The following is a 16765-nucleotide window of genomic DNA, read 5'->3' as shown; positions in this document are numbered from 1 at the left end:
TTTGAAAACTACTTGAAGCGATGTACGTTCGACAGCTGCTTGTTGACGCTGAAGTTCTTGCGATACAGCAGCGCCATCTTGCCGATGACCTGGACCAGGTCCGCTTTGCCCACCTTGCACAATTCTGCAATGGCGGCCAGGCGCGCTTCGCGGTCGAGGATATTGACCTTGATCTTGATCAGTTCATGATCGTTCAGTGCGCGTTCGAACTCGGCTAACACACCTTCAGTCAAACCGTTATCTGCCACAATCAAAACTGGTTTCAGATGGTGGCCAATGGATTTGTACTGTTTCTTCTGCTCTTGAGTGAGCGGCATAATCTGACCCCTGCGTCTGATCTTGTAAAAAGCGGCGGCCAGTTTACCCGAGCGAGTCCGGGACCGCCCAGTTAATCACGACCCGTTTTATTTTTCGAGGTGGCCCGTGGCCCGTTCCAAAACCAGCCTTAAGTGGCTACAAGAACATTTCAACGATCCTTACGTCAAAAAGGCGCAAAAGGATGGCTACCGTTCCCGGGCCAGCTACAAGTTGCTGGAGATCCAGGACAAGGATAAGTTGATTCGTCCAGGCATGAGCGTTATCGACCTTGGCGCGGCCCCGGGTGGCTGGTCCCAGGTGACCAGTCGTCTGATTGGTGGGCAGGGTCGTCTGATCGCTTCCGACATTCTGGAAATGGACAGCATCCCCGATGTGACCTTTGTTCATGGTGACTTTACCCAGGATACGGTGCTCGCACAGATTCTTGAGGCTGTGGGAAATTCGCAGGTAGACCTTGTGATTTCCGACATGGCCCCCAATATGAGTGGATTACCGGCTGTCGATATGCCACGTGCCATGTTCCTTTGCGAATTGGCGCTGGATTTGGCGGGTCGGGTGTTGCGTCCGGGGGGTGATTTCCTGGTGAAGGTCTTCCAGGGCGAGGGTTTCGACGAGTACCACAAGAACATCCGCAAGTTGTTCGACAAGGTGCAGACGCGCAAGCCCGACTCTTCCCGAGACCGTTCCAGAGAGCAATACCTGCTGTGCCGCGGCTTCCGCGGCGTCGAAGGCGCGGCGAGTGAAGAGCGCTTTTGAGGAATTCGAGGAGGGCGATAGGTTTTTTTATATCGCTTTCGTCACGAAGCTTTACGAATATTGTGTAGTCAAAGTTTCACAAAGGGTTACAGACGGCGCCTGCCAGTGTTGTAGGTAATGTAGTAAGTTAGGCCGGTGAATATCATGCGAAGCGCGCGCCAGTAGCGGAGCTTGCTTCAGAGGGTAGTTAATTGAACGATATGGCAAAGAATCTGATCCTGTGGTTGATCATCGCGGCAGTCCTGGTGACGGTGATGAACAACTTCTCCAGCCCTAACGAGCCGCAGACCCTCAACTATTCCGACTTCATCCAGCAAGTTAAGGATGGCAAGGTCGAGCGCGTAGCGGTTGATGGCTATGTGATCACCGGTAAACGCAACGATGGCGACAGCTTCAAGACCATTCGTCCGGCAATCCAGGACAATGGTCTGATCGGCGACCTGGTGGATAACCACGTGGTTGTCGAAGGTAAGCAGCCTGAGCAGCAAAGTATCTGGACCCAATTGCTGGTAGCCAGCTTCCCGATCCTGGTGATCATCGCCGTGTTCATGTTCTTCATGCGCCAGATGCAGGGCGGCGCGGGAGGCAAGGGCGGGCCGATGAGCTTCGGCAAGAGTAAGGCACGCCTGCTCTCCGAAGATCAGGTGAAGACCACCCTGGCTGACGTTGCCGGTTGCGACGAAGCCAAGGAAGAAGTAGGTGAGTTGGTCGAGTTCCTGCGCGACCCGGGCAAGTTCCAGCGTCTGGGTGGCCGCATTCCTCGCGGCGTCTTGATGGTGGGGCCACCAGGTACCGGTAAAACCCTGCTCGCCAAGGCAATTGCCGGCGAAGCCAAGGTGCCGTTCTTCACTATTTCCGGCTCTGACTTCGTCGAGATGTTCGTGGGTGTGGGTGCCAGCCGTGTTCGCGATATGTTCGAGCAGGCTAAAAAGCATGCGCCTTGCATCATCTTCATCGATGAAATCGACGCCGTTGGTCGCCATCGTGGTGCCGGCATGGGCGGCGGTCATGATGAGCGTGAGCAGACCCTTAACCAGTTGCTGGTTGAGATGGACGGCTTTGAAATGAACGACGGCATCATCGTCATCGCTGCAACCAACCGTCCGGACGTATTGGACCCTGCGTTGCTGCGTCCAGGCCGTTTCGACCGCCAGGTTGTGGTTGGCCTGCCGGATATCCGTGGTCGTGAACAGATCCTGAAAGTGCACATGCGCAAGGTGCCCATGGGCGATGACGTGGCTCCGGCCGTGATTGCCCGTGGTACGCCAGGTTTCTCGGGTGCTGACCTGGCCAACCTGGTCAACGAGGCTTCGTTGTTCGCTGCCCGTACCGGCAAGCGCATCGTGGAGATGAAAGAGTTCGAATTGGCCAAAGACAAAATCATGATGGGCGCCGAGCGCAAATCCATGGTCATGTCCGAAAAAGAGAAACAGAACACCGCTTATCACGAAGCCGGTCACGCCATTGTCGGTCGCGTTGTGCCTGAGCATGACCCGGTCTACAAAGTGTCGATCATTCCCCGGGGGCGTGCGCTGGGTGTCACCATGTTCCTGCCGGAAGAGGACCGCTACAGCCTTTCCAAGCGCGCCCTGATCAGTCAGATCTGCTCGCTGTACGGCGGCCGGATTGCTGAAGAGATGACCCTGGGTTTCGACGGCGTGACTACCGGTGCCTCCAACGACATCATGCGTGCCAGCCAGATCGCGCGGAACATGGTGACTAAGTGGGGCTTGTCGGAAAAACTCGGCCCGCTGATGTATGCCGAGGAAGAAGGCGAAGTGTTCCTGGGTCGTGGCGGTGGCGGTCAAAGCGCCAGCTTCTCGGGTGAGACAGCCAAGCTGATCGACTCCGAAGTGCGCAGCATCATTGACCAGTGCTACGGCACGGCCAAGCAAATCCTGACTGACAACCGCGACAAGTTGGACGCCATGGCTGATGCGCTGATGAAGTACGAGACCATTGATGCCGACCAGATCGATGACATCATGGCCGGTCGCGCACCCCGCGAGCCTCGCGATTGGGAAGGCGGTTCGGGCACCTCTGGCACTCCGCCAGTGGTTCAGAACGAGCGCCCTGAAACCCCAATCGGCGGCCCGGCAGCCGACCACTAAGGTTTGAAATGACTTCTGCGTTGTCCTCCACCCGGTTGCCTTGCGGCAACCGGGTTCTTGATTTGGCCCATACACATGTCATGGGCATTCTTAACGTAACCCCTGACTCCTTTTCCGATGGCGGCCGCTTCAGCCAGCTCGATGCTGCGTTGCGTCACGCTGCGGCAATGGTGGCTGCGGGAGCGACGCTCATTGATGTCGGTGGTGAATCGACCCGACCTGGCGCTCGCATCGTTTCTCCCTTGGAGGAGCTGGAGCGGGTGGCGCCGATAGTCGAGCGCATTGCGCGCGAGCTGGATGTGATCATCTCTGTTGATACTTCAACCCCGGCCGTGATGCGCGAAACTGCGCGACTGGGAGCGGGGTTGATCAACGATGTGCGCTCTCTTCAGCGTGACGGTGCCCTCGATGCCGCTGCCGCTACCGGTTTGCCGGTGTGCCTGATGCATATGCTGGGAGAGCCCGGCAACATGCAGGACAGCCCTCATTACGAGGACCTTGTTGGCGAGGTGTGTGGTTTTCTCGCTGAGCGGGTCGCTCAGTGTGCTGTCGCGGGGATTGCCGCGGAAAAGATCATCCTCGATCCCGGCTTCGGCTTTGCTAAAACCCTGCAGCACAATCTAAGCCTGTTCAAGCATATGGAATCCCTGCATGCGCTTGGTCGGCCTCTTTTGGTCGGCGTTTCGCGCAAGAGCATGATAGGGCTGGCGCTGAATCGTCCGGTGGGTGAGCGGCTGTATGGTGGTCTTGCACTGGCGGCGCTTGCAGTCAGCAAGGGCGCGCGTATCTTGCGTGTGCATGATGTCGCCGAGACGGTGGATGTGGTGCGCATGATTGCTGCGGTAGAATCAGCCGAATAAGAATGATGGAGCACTTATGACTAAAAAATACTTTGGCACCGACGGTATCCGTGGTCGGGTCGGCGAATTTCCGATTACTCCTGATTTCATGCTCAAGCTGGGTTGGGCGGCGGGTATGGCGTTCCGCAGTATGGGGGCGTGTCGCATCCTGGTGGGCAAGGACACCCGTATTTCAGGGTACATGTTTGAGTCCGCACTGGAGGCAGGCCTGTCCGCCGCGGGTGCCGATGTCATGCTGCTGGGCCCTATGCCGACCCCGGCGATCGCCTACCTGACGCGCACCTTTCACGCTGAAGCCGGTATTGTGATCAGTGCCTCGCACAACCCCCATGACGACAACGGCATCAAATTCTTCTCGGGTCAGGGCACTAAGCTGCCGGATGAGATCGAGTTGATGATCGAAGAGCTGCTGGATGCGCCGATGATGGTGGTTGAGTCCAGCAAGTTGGGCAAGGTGTCGCGTATCAACGACGCATCGGGTCGATATATCGAATTCTGCAAGAGCAGTGTGCCGAGCAGCACCAATTTCGCCGGTTTGAAGATTGTGGTCGATTGCGCCCATGGTGCGACCTATAAAGTGGCGCCAAGCGTATTCAAGGAATTGGGGGCGGACGTGACCGTTCTGTCGGCCCAGCCGAACGGGCTGAATATCAACGACAACTGCGGCTCCACGCATATGGAGCAACTGCAGGCCGCCGTCCTTGCCGAGCATGCTGACCTGGGTATTGCCTTCGATGGTGATGGTGACCGTGTGCTGATGGTGGACCATACGGGGGCGATCGTTGATGGGGACGACCTTTTGTTCATCATTGCCCGCGACCTGCATGAGCGTAACAAGCTGCAAGGTGGTGTCGTCGGTACGCTGATGAGTAACCTGGGGCTTGAATTGGCCTTGGCGGACCTGGGCATCCCGTTCGTGCGCGCCAATGTCGGTGACCGCTATGTGATCGCCGAACTGCTGGAACGTAACTGGCAGGTGGGGGGTGAGAATTCCGGGCACGTTGTCTGCTTCCAGCACACCACTACGGGCGATGCCATCATTGCTGCGTTGCAGGTTCTGCTGTCGTTGCGTCGTCGCGAAGAGAGTCTTGCCCAGGCGCGTCAGGCGCTGCGCAAATGCCCGCAAGTGCTGCTCAATGTGCGTTTTGCCGGTGGTGAAAACCCGATCGAGCACCCCGCTGTCAAAGAGGCTTGCGAGCGCGTGACCCTGGCAATGGCGGGGCGTGGTCGAGTGTTGTTGCGCAAGTCCGGCACAGAGCCTCTGGTGCGTGTCATGGTCGAAGGTGATGACGAAACACAGGTTCGCGGCCATGCCGAAGACCTGGCAAAACTGGTAACTGAAGTTTGCGCCTGAATTCGGCTTGCCAGTGATGATGTGGTTGGGTAACATCTGCGCCCACTTTGACCGACGAGGTACAGCATGCGTCGCACTATGGTAGCTGGTAACTGGAAGATGCACGGTACCCGCGCCAGTGTCGCTGAGCTGATCAATGGCCTTCGTCACTTGGCCTTGCCTAGCGGTGTTGATATCGCGGTGTTCCCGCCTTGCTTGCATATCACCCAAGTGGTTGATGGCTTGAAAGGTAAGTCGATTCAGGTCGGCGCGCAGAATTCTGCGGTGGAGGCCATGCAAGGTGCGTTGACCGGTGAGATTGCACCGAGTCAGCTGGTTGATGCGGGTTGTTCCTATGTGCTTGTCGGGCACTCCGAGCGTCGTCAGATGATGGGCGAGCGTGATGGGACACTCAATCGCAAGTTCGCAGCGGCACAGGCTTGTGGCTTGATTCCAGTGTTGTGCATAGGGGAGACCCTTGAGCAGCGTGAATCGGGCAAGACTCTTGAAGTTGTCTCGCGTCAGCTTGGCAGCATCATCGAGGAGCTGGGTGTTGGTGCGTTTGCAAAGGCGGTTATTGCTTACGAGCCGGTCTGGGCCATTGGCACCGGGCTGACTGCTACACCGCAACAGGCGCAGGATGTGCACGCAGCCATCCGCGCGCAGTTGGCGGCAGAGAATTCTGAAGTCGCACAAGGTGTGCGGCTTCTATACGGCGGCAGCGTGAAGGCGGCCAATGCGGTCGAACTGTTCGGCATGCCGGATATCGATGGGGGGCTCATTGGTGGAGCTTCCCTGAATGCAGATGAGTTCGGTGCGATCTGTCGCGCCGCGGGAAACTGAAAAAATGCTGGAAACAGTCGTAGTCGTTTTTCATCTGTTGGCTGCCTTGGGCGTAGTTGCCCTGGTCTTGTTGCAACAGGGTAAAGGTGCGGATGCTGGTGCGTCTTTCGGTGCAGGTGCTTCAAATACTGTATTCGGAAGCCAAGGTTCCTCTACCTTTCTTAGTAAGTTTACTGCTATACTTGCCGCCGGTTTCTTCATAACCAGCTTGGGGTTAGGTTACTTTGCTAAAGAGAAAGCTCATGTGCTGACTCAAGTAGGTCTCCCAAACCCAGCAGTGTTGGAAGTACCAAAAGCAAAACCGGCTTCTGATGATGTCCCGGTGCTTCAAGAGCAAAAGTCGGCTACTCCAGCGACTGACGTACCTCCAGCTCAAGAGCAGAAGTAAGAAGGGTTGTAAGCGCTGTATTGCCGAGGTGGTGGAATTGGTAGACACGCAACCTTGAGGTGGTTGTGCCCATAGGGTGTAGGGGTTCGAGTCCCCTTCTCGGTACCAATTATCAGGAGAGCCCGCTGTTGCGGGCTTTCTTGTAGGTGGAAGGTTACATTGACCCTGTAAGGGATCGGTCGTATACTTCCGCCCCAGCTTTGTCGCGGGGTGGAGCAGTCTGGTAGCTCGTCGGGCTCATAACCCGAAGGTCGTCGGTTCAAATCCGGCCCCCGCAACCAGTTTTAGCGGAGCCCCTTTTAAGGGGCTTTTTGTTAGCTGGACACTTTCAACGCCGCTGTTCGACGGCGTTTCAAGGATGGGCGTTTCGCCCATTTTTTTATTTTGCACAGCATGCACATACATGCACGAGGGGGTTCAGGTGTCGAGCAAGCTAGAAGAGTTGCAGGCCTTGTTGGCCCCGGTGGTCGTGGCCCTAGGCTATGAATGCTGGGGTATTGAGTTTTCGGCTCAAGGTCGCCACTCAATGTTGCGCGTTTATATCGATAAAGAGGGCGGCGTGCTGGTGGACGATTGTGCCATTGTCAGCCGTCAGATCAGCGGTGTGCTGGATGTTGAAGATCCGATCTCCGTTGAATACACCTTAGAAGTTTCCTCGCCAGGCATGGAACGCCCACTGTTCACTATTGATCAGTTTGCAAAATTTGCCGGTGAACAAGTGAAGATCAAGCTGCGCTCCCCGTTCGAAGGGCGACGCAACTTTCAGGGCCTTCTGCGCGGTGTAGAAGAGCAGGACGTCGTGGTGCAGGTAGAAGACCATGAGTTCCTGTTGCCGATCGATATGATCGACAAGGCCAACATTATTCCCAGTTTTGACTGAGACGCGGATCCCGCGGATCCAATGGCTTGCGAAAGGCGAGGCGTACGATGAGCAAAGAAGTACTGCTGGTTGTTGAGTCGGTATCCAATGAAAAGGGCGTACCGGCAAACGTGATTTTTGAAGCGCTGGAGCTGGCCCTGGCCACTGCTACCAAAAAGCGTTTTGAAGACGAAGTTGATCTGCGTGTGGAAATCAACCGCCACACCGGTGCCTATGAGACTTTCCGTCGCTGGACGGTCGTCGAAGAGGCCGATCTTGATGATCCGGCCATCGAAACCTGGCCAAGCAAGGTTGCCGAAACGCATCCAGGCGCCCAGGTCGGTGATGTCGTCGAAGAAAAGATCGAGTCGATCGAATTCGGCCGTATTGCTGCACAGACCGCCAAACAGGTCATCGTGCAGAAGGTTCGCGAAGCTGAGCGCGCTCAAGTCGTTGACGCCTATCGCGAACGCCTGGGTGAAATCATCTCCGGCACCGTGAAAAAAGTAACCCGCGACAACGTGATCGTTGACCTGGGCAACAACGCCGAAGCGTTGCTGGCCCGCGAAGACATCATCTCTCGCGAAACCTTCCGGGTTGGCGTGCGCTTGCGTGCGCTGCTCAAGGAAATCCGCACCGAGAACCGCGGCCCTCAGTTGATCCTGTCGCGTACCGCGCCGGAAATGCTGATCGAGCTGTTCCGTATCGAAGTGCCGGAAATTGCCGAAGGCCTGATCGAAGTCATGGCTGCGTCCCGCGACCCGGGTTCGCGCGCCAAGATCGCGGTTCGGTCCAAGGACAAACGCATCGACCCGCAAGGCGCTTGCATTGGTATGCGCGGTTCGCGCGTCCAGGCAGTGTCGGGCGAACTGGGCGGTGAGCGTGTGGACATCGTCCTGTGGGACGATAACCCGGCGCAGTTCGTGATCAACGCCATGTCGCCAGCTGAAGTGGCGGCAATTATCGTTGACGAGGATGCCCATGCAATGGACATCGCCGTTGGCGCAGACAATCTGGCTCAGGCCATTGGTCGTGGTGGTCAGAACGTGCGTCTGGCGAGCCAACTGACCGGTTGGACCCTGAACGTGATGACCGAATCGGACATCCAGGCTAAGCAGCAAGCTGAAACCGGTGACATCCTGCGCAACTTCATCGACGAGCTGGAAGTCGACGAAGACCTGGCACAGGTGCTGGTAGATGAAGGCTTCACCAGCCTGGAAGAGATTGCCTACGTACCGTTGGAAGAAATGCTCAACATCGACGGCTTTGACGAAGACACCGTCAACGAGCTTCGCGCTCGGGCCAAGGATCGTTTGTTGACTAAAGCCATCGCTACTGAGGAAAAGCTGGCAGACGCCCATCCGGCCGAAGACCTGCTCTCGCTTGAGGGTATGGACAAGGATTTGGCGATGGAACTGGCGGTGCGCGGCGTAATTACCCGCGAAGACCTGGCCGAGCAGTCTATTGACGATCTGCTCGACATCGACGGCATTGACGATGATCGTGCCGGCAAGTTGATCATGGCCGCCCGAGCCCATTGGTTCGAGTAACTAGGCGCGGCCTGAGGAGAGAAGTGCATGACGCAAGTCACGGTGAAACAACTGGCCGATGAGGTCAAAACACCGGTAGAGCGCCTGTTGCAGCAGATGCGTGAGGCAGGTCTGCCGCACACCGCCGCCGATGAAGGTGTGAGCGATAGTGAGAAGCAGTCTTTGCTGACTCACTTGAAGAGCAGCCACAAGGCGAAAGTGGAAGAACCGCGCAAGATTACATTGCAGCGCAAAACCACCAGCACCCTGCGTGTTGCTGGTAGCAAGAGCATCAGCGTTGAAGTACGCAAGAAGAAAGTCTTCGTACAGCGCAGCCCGGAAGAAATCGAAGCCGAGCGCAAACGCGAACTGGAAGAACGTCGCGCAGTAGAAAATGCTGCTCGTCAGAAGGCTGAAGAAGAAGCCAAGCGTCGCGCCGAAGAAGAAGCGCGTCGCCAGCCTGCTGCTGCGCAACCTGCTGGTACTGAAGCGGTCGCCGCTCCTGTAGCGCCTGTTGAAGCTGTGCGTGAGGCCGCTCCGGTTGCCGCCGCACCAGCACCGGCTGCTGACGCCCGCAAGCGCGACGAACCTCGTCGTCCGGACAAACCACGTGCCGACGATAACAATCGTCGCGGTGGTGGTGGCGATGGCGAGCGTAAAAACGCTCCGCATCGTGCCTCGGTCAAAGAGAAAGCGCCTGCTCCACGCGTTGCTCCACGCACCACCGACGAAGAAAGCGATGGCTTCCGTCGTGGTGGTCGCGGCAAGGCCAAGCTGAAAAAGCGCAACGCCCACGGTTTCCAGAGCCCAACCGGCCCTGTCGTGCGTGATGTGCAGATCGGCGAGACCATCACGGTTGGCGATCTCGCCAATCAGATGTCGGTCAAGGCTGCTGAAATCATCAAGTTCATGTTCAAACTGGGTACCCCAGCGACCATCAACCAGGTGCTTGATCAGGAAACTGCTCAGCTGGTAGCCGAAGAACTGGGCCACAAAGTGACCCTGGTCAGCGACACCGCCCTGGAAGACTCCCTGGCCGAGTCCTTGAAGTTTGAAGGTGAGACGTTCTCCCGTGCGCCAGTTGTGACCGTAATGGGCCACGTTGACCATGGTAAGACTTCGCTGCTCGACTACATCCGTCGTGCCAAGGTAGCTGCTGGCGAAGCCGGCGGTATCACCCAGCACATCGGTGCATACCACGTTGAAACCGAGCGCGGCATGGTCACCTTCCTCGACACCCCTGGTCACGCCGCGTTTACCGCAATGCGTGCCCGTGGTGCCAAGGCGACTGACATCGTGATCCTGGTAGTTGCAGCGGACGACGGCGTGATGCCGCAGACCATTGAAGCTGTCCAGCACGCTAAGGCCGCTGGTGTTCCACTGGTTGTTGCCGTGAACAAAATCGACAAGCCGGGCGCCGATCTCGATCGCATCCGTAGCGAACTGTCGGTTCACGGCGTGACGTCCGAAGAGTGGGGCGGTGATACGCCGTTCGTTTCGGTCTCGGCGAAAGTCGGTACTGGCGTAGACGAGCTGCTCGAAGCCGTCCTGCTGCAAGCTGAAGTACTCGAACTCAAGGCAACCCCATCGGCCCCAGGTCGCGGTGTTGTGGTTGAATCGCGTCTCGACAAAGGTCGTGGCCCGGTTGCAACCGTTCTGGTTCAAGACGGTACCCTGCGCCAAGGCGACATGGTGCTGGTTGGTTCGAACTACGGCCGTGTACGTGCCATGCTCGACGAGAACGGCAAGCCAATCAAAGAAGCCGGTCCTTCCATCCCTGTCGAGATCCTCGGCCTGGACGGTACCCCGGACGCTGGCGACGAGATGAGCGTGCTGTCGGACGAGAAGAAAGCCCGTGAAGTGGCTCTGTTCCGTCAAGGCAAGTTCCGCGAAGTCAAACTCGCTCGTGCTCACGCCGGTAAGCTGGAAAACATCTTCGAGAACATGGGCCAGGCAGAGAAGAAGACGCTTAACATCGTCCTCAAATCTGACGTCCGTGGTTCCCTCGAGGCGTTGAACGGCGCCTTGAACGGCCTGGGTAACGACGAAGTGCAAGTGCGCGTTGTCGGTGGCGGTGTCGGTGGTATCACCGAATCCGACGCCAACCTGGCACTGGCCTCCAACGCTGTACTGTTCGGCTTCAACGTGCGTGCCGATGCTGGCGCTCGCAAGATCGTCGAGCAGGAAGGCCTGGATATGCGTTACTACAACGTCATCTACGACATCATCGAAGACGTCAAGAAGGCCCTCACCGGCATGCTTGGCAGCGACGTCCGGGAGAACATCCTGGGTGTGGCCGAGGTGCGTGACGTGTTCCGCTCGCCGAAATTCGGCGCGATCGCCGGTTGCATGGTTATCGAAGGTACTGTGTACCGTAACCGTCCAATCCGTGTACTGCGTGAAGACATCGTTATCTTCGAAGGCGAGCTGGAATCCCTGCGCCGCTTCAAGGATGACGCTTCCGAAGTACGTGCCGGCATGGAATGCGGTATCGGCGTCAAGAGCTACAACGACGTCAAGGCTGGCGACAAGATCGAAGTCTACGAGAAGGTTCAGGTTGCTCGCAGCCTCTAACTCGCGCACTTCAGGAGCCACGCCGTGTGTGGGCATGCAAATGCCCCGCGCAGTGTCCGGACTCTAAACGCAACGCCCGGTCTGGCTTTTGTCAGGCCGGGCGTTTGCCGCTTTCAGACCCCACGGGTTTCACCGTGTGGCAGTAACAGGTAACAAGACATGGCAAAAGAATACAGCCGTACCCAGCGTATCGGCGATCAGATGCAGCGCGAGCTGGCCCAACTGATCCGTCGCGAAGTCAAAGACCCCCGCGTTGGCCTGGTCACGATCACTGCTGTTGAAGTGAGCCGTGACGTGGGTCACGCCAAGATCTTCATCACCGTGATGGGGCAGGACAGCGCCGAAGAAATTGCACAAAGCATCAAGGTGCTCAACGCCGCCGCAGGCTTCCTGCGTATGCAGTTGGCCCGTGAGATGAAGCTGCGCAGTGTTCCCCAGTTGCACTTCCACTACGACGAAAGCGTCGTACGTGGTGCGCACCTGTCGGCGCTGATCGAGCGCGCCGTGGCTGAAGACAGCCAGCATCCGTCCACACCTGAAGACGCCAAGGAGTAAGCGGTGGCTCAGGTCAAACGTATCCGTCGCAATGTCAGCGGCATCATTCTGCTCGACAAGCCCATTGGCTTCACCTCCAATGCCGCGTTGCAGAAAGTCCGCTGGCTGCTCAATGCGGAGAAGGCCGGGCACACCGGCAGCCTTGATCCCCTGGCCACCGGCGTACTGCCGTTGTGCTTTGGTGAGGCCACCAAGTTCTCGCAATACCTGCTCGATTCCGACAAGGGGTACGAAACCCTGATGCAACTGGGCAAGACCACCACCACGGCCGACGCTGAAGGTGATGTTTTGCAGGTTCGCGACGTGACCGTTGGTCGTGCTGATATTGAAGCTGCTTTACCCGGTTTTCGTGGGGAAATCAGTCAGATACCGCCGATGTACTCGGCTCTCAAGCGTGATGGCCAGCCGCTCTACAAGCTGGCACGTGCGGGCGAAGTAGTGGAGCGCGAACCGCGTTCTGTTACTATTGCGCGCTTGGAATTGCTCGCTCATGAAGGCGACACTGCCCGCTTGGCCGTGGACTGCAGCAAAGGCACCTATATCCGTACCCTGGTGGAAGATATCGGTGAAAAGCTTGGTTGCGGCGCGTACGTTGCAGAGCTGCGACGCACCCAGGCAGGTCCGTTCAGCCTGGCCCAGACGGTCACGCTGGAAGAGTTGGAAGCCGTACACGCCGAAGGGGGGAACGAAGCGGTTGATCGTTTCCTGATGCCGTCGGACAGCGGTCTACTGGATTGGCCATTGCTGCACTTTTCGGAGCACAGCGCGTTCTACTGGCTCAACGGCCAACCGGTACGTGCCCCGGACGCTCCGAAGTTCGGTATGGTGCGGGTACAGGATCATAACGGTCGCTTTATCGGTATCGGTGAAGTGAGCGAAGACGGGCGCATCGCGCCGCGTCGACTGATTCGGTCAGAATGACCGAACGAGTGTGGCTGTTAACAGGCACGGTCAACACTCATTTTTAGATACAGGGATTTGTCCCTGGCCTGTTGAAACCGCCCTTTGGGTGGTTTCCTGAAAAAAGGATTGCCTCATGGCTCTCGACGTTCAAGAAAAAGCACAAATCGTAGCTGACTATCAGCAAGCTGTTGGTGACACTGGTTCGCCAGAAGTGCAAGTTGCACTGCTGACCCACAACATCAACAAGCTGCAAGGTCACTTCAAGGCCAACGGTAAAGATCACCACTCCCGTCGTGGTCTGATCCGCATGGTAAACCAGCGCCGTAAGCTGCTGGACTACCTGAAAGGCAAGGATCTGGGTCGTTATCAGACTCTGATCGGTCGCCTGGGTCTGCGTCGCTAATCAGCGATTGCGCTAGAGGTTGGTTGTCTGCCGTGTGTCAGTGGGATTCCCGCTGGCCCATGGCAGGCTCCCAGCCTCAAGTTTTATCTGGATACACGTTTTACCCTGGACAAGCGGCGGGCCGATTCCCGACATTGCCCAAGAATTTCGCAAGAAGACAAGTTCCCCAAGAGCCACAAAGAAGGTAGGACACCGTGAACCCGGTTATCAAAAAATTCCAGTTCGGTCAGTCGACCGTTACCCTCGAGACAGGCCGTATCGCCCGTCAAGCCTCCGGCGCAGTGCTGGTTACCGTTGACGACGACGTCACCGTATTGGTGACCGTTGTTGGCGCCAAGACCGCTGACCCGAGCAAAGGCTTCTTCCCTCTTTCCGTTCACTACCAGGAAAAGACTTACGCTGCCGGTAAGATCCCTGGCGGTTTCTTCAAGCGCGAAGGCCGTCCTTCCGAGAAAGAAACCCTGACTTCCCGACTGATCGACCGTCCGATCCGTCCGCTGTTCCCAGAAGGCTTCATGAACGAAGTGCAGGTTGTCTGCACCGTCGTTTCCACCAGCAAGAAGACCGATCCGGACATCGCTGCGATGATCGGTACCTCGGCGGCCCTGGCTATTTCCGGCATTCCTTTCGATGGTCCGATCGGCGCTGCCCGCGTCGCCTTCCACGAAAGCACAGGCTACCTGCTGAACCCGACTTACGAGCAGCAGAAAGCTTCGAGCCTGGACATGGTCGTTGCCGGTACTTCGGAAGCCGTGTTGATGGTTGAATCGGAAGCCAAAGAGCTGACCGAAGACCAGATGCTGGGCGCCGTACTGTTTGCTCACGACGAGTTCCAAGTCGTGATCAACGCCGTTAAAGAACTGGCTGCCGAAGCGGCCAAGCCAACCTGGACCTGGGCTCCACAGCCAGAAGCCACTGCACTGCTGGGCGCTATCCGCTCCGAGTTCGGCGCTGCTATCTCCGACGCCTACACCATCACTGTCAAGGCCGACCGTTACGCTCGCCTGGGTGAGCTGAAGGACCAAGTCGTTGCCAAGCTGTCCGGCGAAGAAGGCCAGCCTTCTTCCAGCGAAGTCAAAGCAGCCTTCGGTGAAATCGAATACCGCACCGTTCGCGAAAACATCGTTAACGGCAAGCCACGTATCGACGGCCGCGACACCCGCACCGTGCGCCCGCTGAACATCGAAGTCGGCGTTCTGCCGAAGACTCACGGTTCGGCCCTGTTCACCCGTGGTGAAACCCAGGCACTGGTTGTTGCGACCTTGGGTACTGCCCGCGACGCACAGCTGCTGGACACCCTGGAAGGCGAGAAAAAAGACCCCTTCATGCTGCACTACAACTTCCCTCCGTTCTCGGTGGGCGAGTGTGGTCGCATGGGCGGTGCTGGTCGTCGCGAAATCGGTCACGGCCGCCTGGCCCGTCGTTCGATTTCGGCCATGCTGCCAGCCGCCGACGTGTTCCCGTACACCATCCGTGTCGTATCGGAAATCACTGAGTCGAACGGTTCCAGCTCCATGGCTTCCGTTTGCGGTGCTTCCCTGGCACTGATGGACGCCGGTGTGCCGATGAAGGCGCCGGTTGCCGGTATCGCCATGGGTCTGGTTAAAGAAGGCGAGAAGTTCGCCATCCTGACCGACATCCTGGGCGACGAAGACCACCTGGGTGACATGGACTTCAAAGTAGCCGGTACCGCCAAAGGTGTGACCGCGCTGCAGATGGACATCAAGATCAAAGGCATCACCGAAGAAATCATGGAAATCGCTCTGGGCCAAGCCCTGGAAGCGCGCCTGAACATCCTCGGTCAGATGAACCAGATCATTGGTCAGTCGCGTACCGAGCTGTCGGAAAATGCTCCGACCATGATCGCGATGAAAATCGACACCGACAAAATCCGTGATGTTATCGGTAAAGGCGGCGCGACCATTCGTGCGATCTGCGAAGAAACCAAGGCTTCGATCGACATCGAAGACGACGGTTCGATCAAGATCTTCGGCGAAACCAAGGAAGCTGCAGAAGCCGCGCGTCAGCGCGTTCTGGGCATCACCGCTGAAGCCGAGATCGGCAAGATCTACGTTGGTAAGGTTGAGCGCATCGTCGACTTCGGCGCATTCGTCAACATCCTGCCAGGCAAAGACGGTTTGGTTCACATCTCCATGCTGAGCGACGCTCGCGTTGAGAAAGTGACCGACATTCTGAAAGAAGGCCAGGAAGTGGAAGTGCTGGTTCTGGACGTGGACAACCGCGGCCGTATCAAGCTGTCCATCAAGGACGTAGCAGCAGCGAAGGCTTCGGGCGTTTAATCACCCCGGGCTTCACGCTGAAAAAAGGACTCTTCGGAGTCCTTTTTTTATGCCCGTGAGAAAATGCCTAATAATCAGGCGCTTACTAAACTCAAAAAAAGCCGCAACTTGCATGCAGGGGCGGACTGTTTCATGCAAGTTGCACGATTTCGAAAATTACCTGTTTTTATAAGTCTTTGTTTTATAACGGTTTAATGCTTAGTCAAGACTTGGCACACTGCCTGCAATAACCCTGTTAACGCTGCAGCATCAAGGTTCACACACTGCAGACTTTTAATAAAACAGGAGTTACTCGTATGAAGAAGTTCGCTCTCGCTACTGCAACTGCTACCGCTCTGACCCTGGCTATGGCTAACGTAGCCTTCGCACAGAATTCCCAGGCGCCAATGACCCTGGCCGCCGGTGAAGTCACCAAGGCAAAAGAATCGACTTCTGACACTTGGATCACCACCAAAGTTAAAGCTGATCTGCTGACCGAAAAAGGCATTCCGGGTTCGGACATCAAGGTTGAAACCAACAAAGGTGTGGTTTCCCTGTCCTCGGAAGTCGCTATCTCGGATGCGCAAAAAGCGACTGCTGTTGCCATCACCAAGAAAATTAAAGGTGTGACTGCCGTTTCTGCTGATGGCCTGCTGGCTGGCGGCGCTACCAAGGCAGACAACATCGATAAAACCAAAGGCGCAGCGGCTAACGCCAAAGAGTCGACCTCCGATACTTGGATCACTACCAAAGTAAAAGCTGATCTGGTAACCGAGAAAGGCATTCCTGGCACCGACATCAAAGTCGAGACCAACAAAGGCGTAGTTTCCCTGTCTTCGACTGCAGCAGTCACCGAAGCTCAGAAAACTACCGCGGTGAATATCACCAAGAAAATCAAAGGCGTTAAAGCTGTATCGGCCGATGGCCTGAAAGCAGAGTAACGCTCAACAATTCGTCTGAACTAGGCGGCGGCGGCGCGTGAGTTAGATATCCACTCAATGCACCTCTAAGGTTCATGCGACCGACCACACGGATGTGGTCATTACAGGCCCCG

At 57.0% G+C, this 16765-nt stretch carries 15 protein-coding genes and 2 tRNA genes; 16 read left to right on the top strand and 1 reads right to left on the bottom strand.

What is annotated here, in order from left to right; all coding sequences use genetic code 11:
* Positions 1-8 precede the first annotated feature (8 nt).
* Complete coding sequence (locus QCBJ_RS04105) at positions 9-317, bottom strand: YhbY family RNA-binding protein (RefSeq protein WP_010206607.1); 309 nt, start codon at positions 315-317, stop codon at positions 9-11.
* A gap of 106 nt (positions 318-423) precedes the next feature.
* On the opposite strand from QCBJ_RS04105, the gene rlmE reads away from it, so the two are divergent.
* The 16 genes from rlmE to QCBJ_RS04025 all read left to right on the top strand — a co-directional run bounded on the left by rlmE (position 424) and on the right by QCBJ_RS04025 (position 16652).
* Complete coding sequence (rlmE, locus tag QCBJ_RS04100; RefSeq protein WP_015885924.1) at positions 424-1074, top strand: 23S rRNA (uridine(2552)-2'-O)-methyltransferase RlmE; 651 nt, start codon at positions 424-426, stop codon at positions 1072-1074.
* A gap of 200 nt (positions 1075-1274) precedes the next feature.
* Positions 1275-3185: an ATP-dependent zinc metalloprotease FtsH gene (gene ftsH / locus QCBJ_RS04095; RefSeq protein WP_043205904.1), complete on the top strand. Its 1911-nt coding sequence runs from the start codon at positions 1275-1277 to the stop codon at positions 3183-3185.
* Positions 3186-3193: 8 nt separating this feature from the next.
* On the top strand, positions 3194-4045 hold the full coding sequence (gene folP, locus QCBJ_RS04090) for a dihydropteroate synthase (protein WP_046034284.1): 852 nt from the start codon (positions 3194-3196) through the stop codon (positions 4043-4045).
* Positions 4046-4061: 16 nt separating this feature from the next.
* Entirely contained in the window at positions 4062-5399 is a 1338-nt protein-coding gene (gene glmM, locus QCBJ_RS04085) for a phosphoglucosamine mutase (protein WP_102060181.1), read from the top strand.
* A 66-nt stretch (positions 5400-5465) separates the two neighbouring features.
* The gene (gene tpiA / locus QCBJ_RS04080; RefSeq protein ID WP_015885920.1) at positions 5466-6221 is read left to right on the top strand and encodes a triose-phosphate isomerase; all 756 of its coding nucleotides are present in this window, start codon (positions 5466-5468) and stop codon (positions 6219-6221) included.
* Between the two features lie 4 nt (positions 6222-6225).
* Positions 6226-6609 carry a preprotein translocase subunit SecG gene (secG, locus tag QCBJ_RS04075; protein WP_010206600.1) on the top strand — a complete coding sequence of 128 codons (384 nt, stop codon included), beginning with the start codon at positions 6226-6228 and terminating at the stop codon, positions 6607-6609.
* A gap of 22 nt (positions 6610-6631) precedes the next feature.
* Positions 6632-6717, top strand: a tRNA-Leu gene (locus tag QCBJ_RS04070).
* A gap of 96 nt (positions 6718-6813) precedes the next feature.
* Positions 6814-6890, top strand: a tRNA-Met gene (locus QCBJ_RS04065).
* A gap of 140 nt (positions 6891-7030) precedes the next feature.
* Positions 7031-7489, top strand: coding sequence for a ribosome maturation factor RimP (gene rimP, locus QCBJ_RS04060; RefSeq protein ID WP_003235029.1), 459 nt, complete (start codon positions 7031-7033; stop codon positions 7487-7489).
* Between the two features lie 47 nt (positions 7490-7536).
* Positions 7537-9018, top strand: coding sequence for a transcription termination factor NusA (gene nusA, locus QCBJ_RS04055; RefSeq protein WP_003212187.1), 1482 nt, complete (start codon positions 7537-7539; stop codon positions 9016-9018).
* A 27-nt stretch (positions 9019-9045) separates the two neighbouring features.
* Positions 9046-11571: a translation initiation factor IF-2 gene (infB, locus tag QCBJ_RS04050; RefSeq protein ID WP_015885918.1), complete on the top strand. Its 2526-nt coding sequence runs from the start codon at positions 9046-9048 to the stop codon at positions 11569-11571.
* A 159-nt stretch (positions 11572-11730) separates the two neighbouring features.
* Entirely contained in the window at positions 11731-12126 is a 396-nt protein-coding gene (gene rbfA, locus QCBJ_RS04045) for a 30S ribosome-binding factor RbfA (protein WP_015885917.1), read from the top strand.
* A 3-nt stretch (positions 12127-12129) separates the two neighbouring features.
* Positions 12130-13047: a tRNA pseudouridine(55) synthase TruB gene (gene truB, locus QCBJ_RS04040; RefSeq protein WP_015885916.1), complete on the top strand. Its 918-nt coding sequence runs from the start codon at positions 12130-12132 to the stop codon at positions 13045-13047.
* 115 nt (positions 13048-13162) lie between these two features.
* Entirely contained in the window at positions 13163-13432 is a 270-nt protein-coding gene (gene rpsO, locus QCBJ_RS04035; protein ID WP_003177875.1) for a 30S ribosomal protein S15, read from the top strand.
* Between the two features lie 194 nt (positions 13433-13626).
* Complete coding sequence (gene pnp / locus QCBJ_RS04030) at positions 13627-15732, top strand: polyribonucleotide nucleotidyltransferase (protein ID WP_046034287.1); 2106 nt, start codon at positions 13627-13629, stop codon at positions 15730-15732.
* A 296-nt stretch (positions 15733-16028) separates the two neighbouring features.
* Positions 16029-16652, top strand: coding sequence for a BON domain-containing protein (locus QCBJ_RS04025; protein ID WP_093544332.1), 624 nt, complete (start codon positions 16029-16031; stop codon positions 16650-16652).
* The last annotated feature ends 113 nt before the right edge of the window (positions 16653-16765 follow it).

It is taken from the genome of Pseudomonas sp. QC2 (genome assembly GCF_002859085.1).
Taxonomy (GTDB): domain Bacteria; phylum Pseudomonadota; class Gammaproteobacteria; order Pseudomonadales; family Pseudomonadaceae; genus Aquipseudomonas; species Aquipseudomonas petroselini.
The sequence above is the reverse complement of the archived record's forward strand: the minus strand, read 5'-3'. Positions and strand labels throughout refer to the sequence as shown.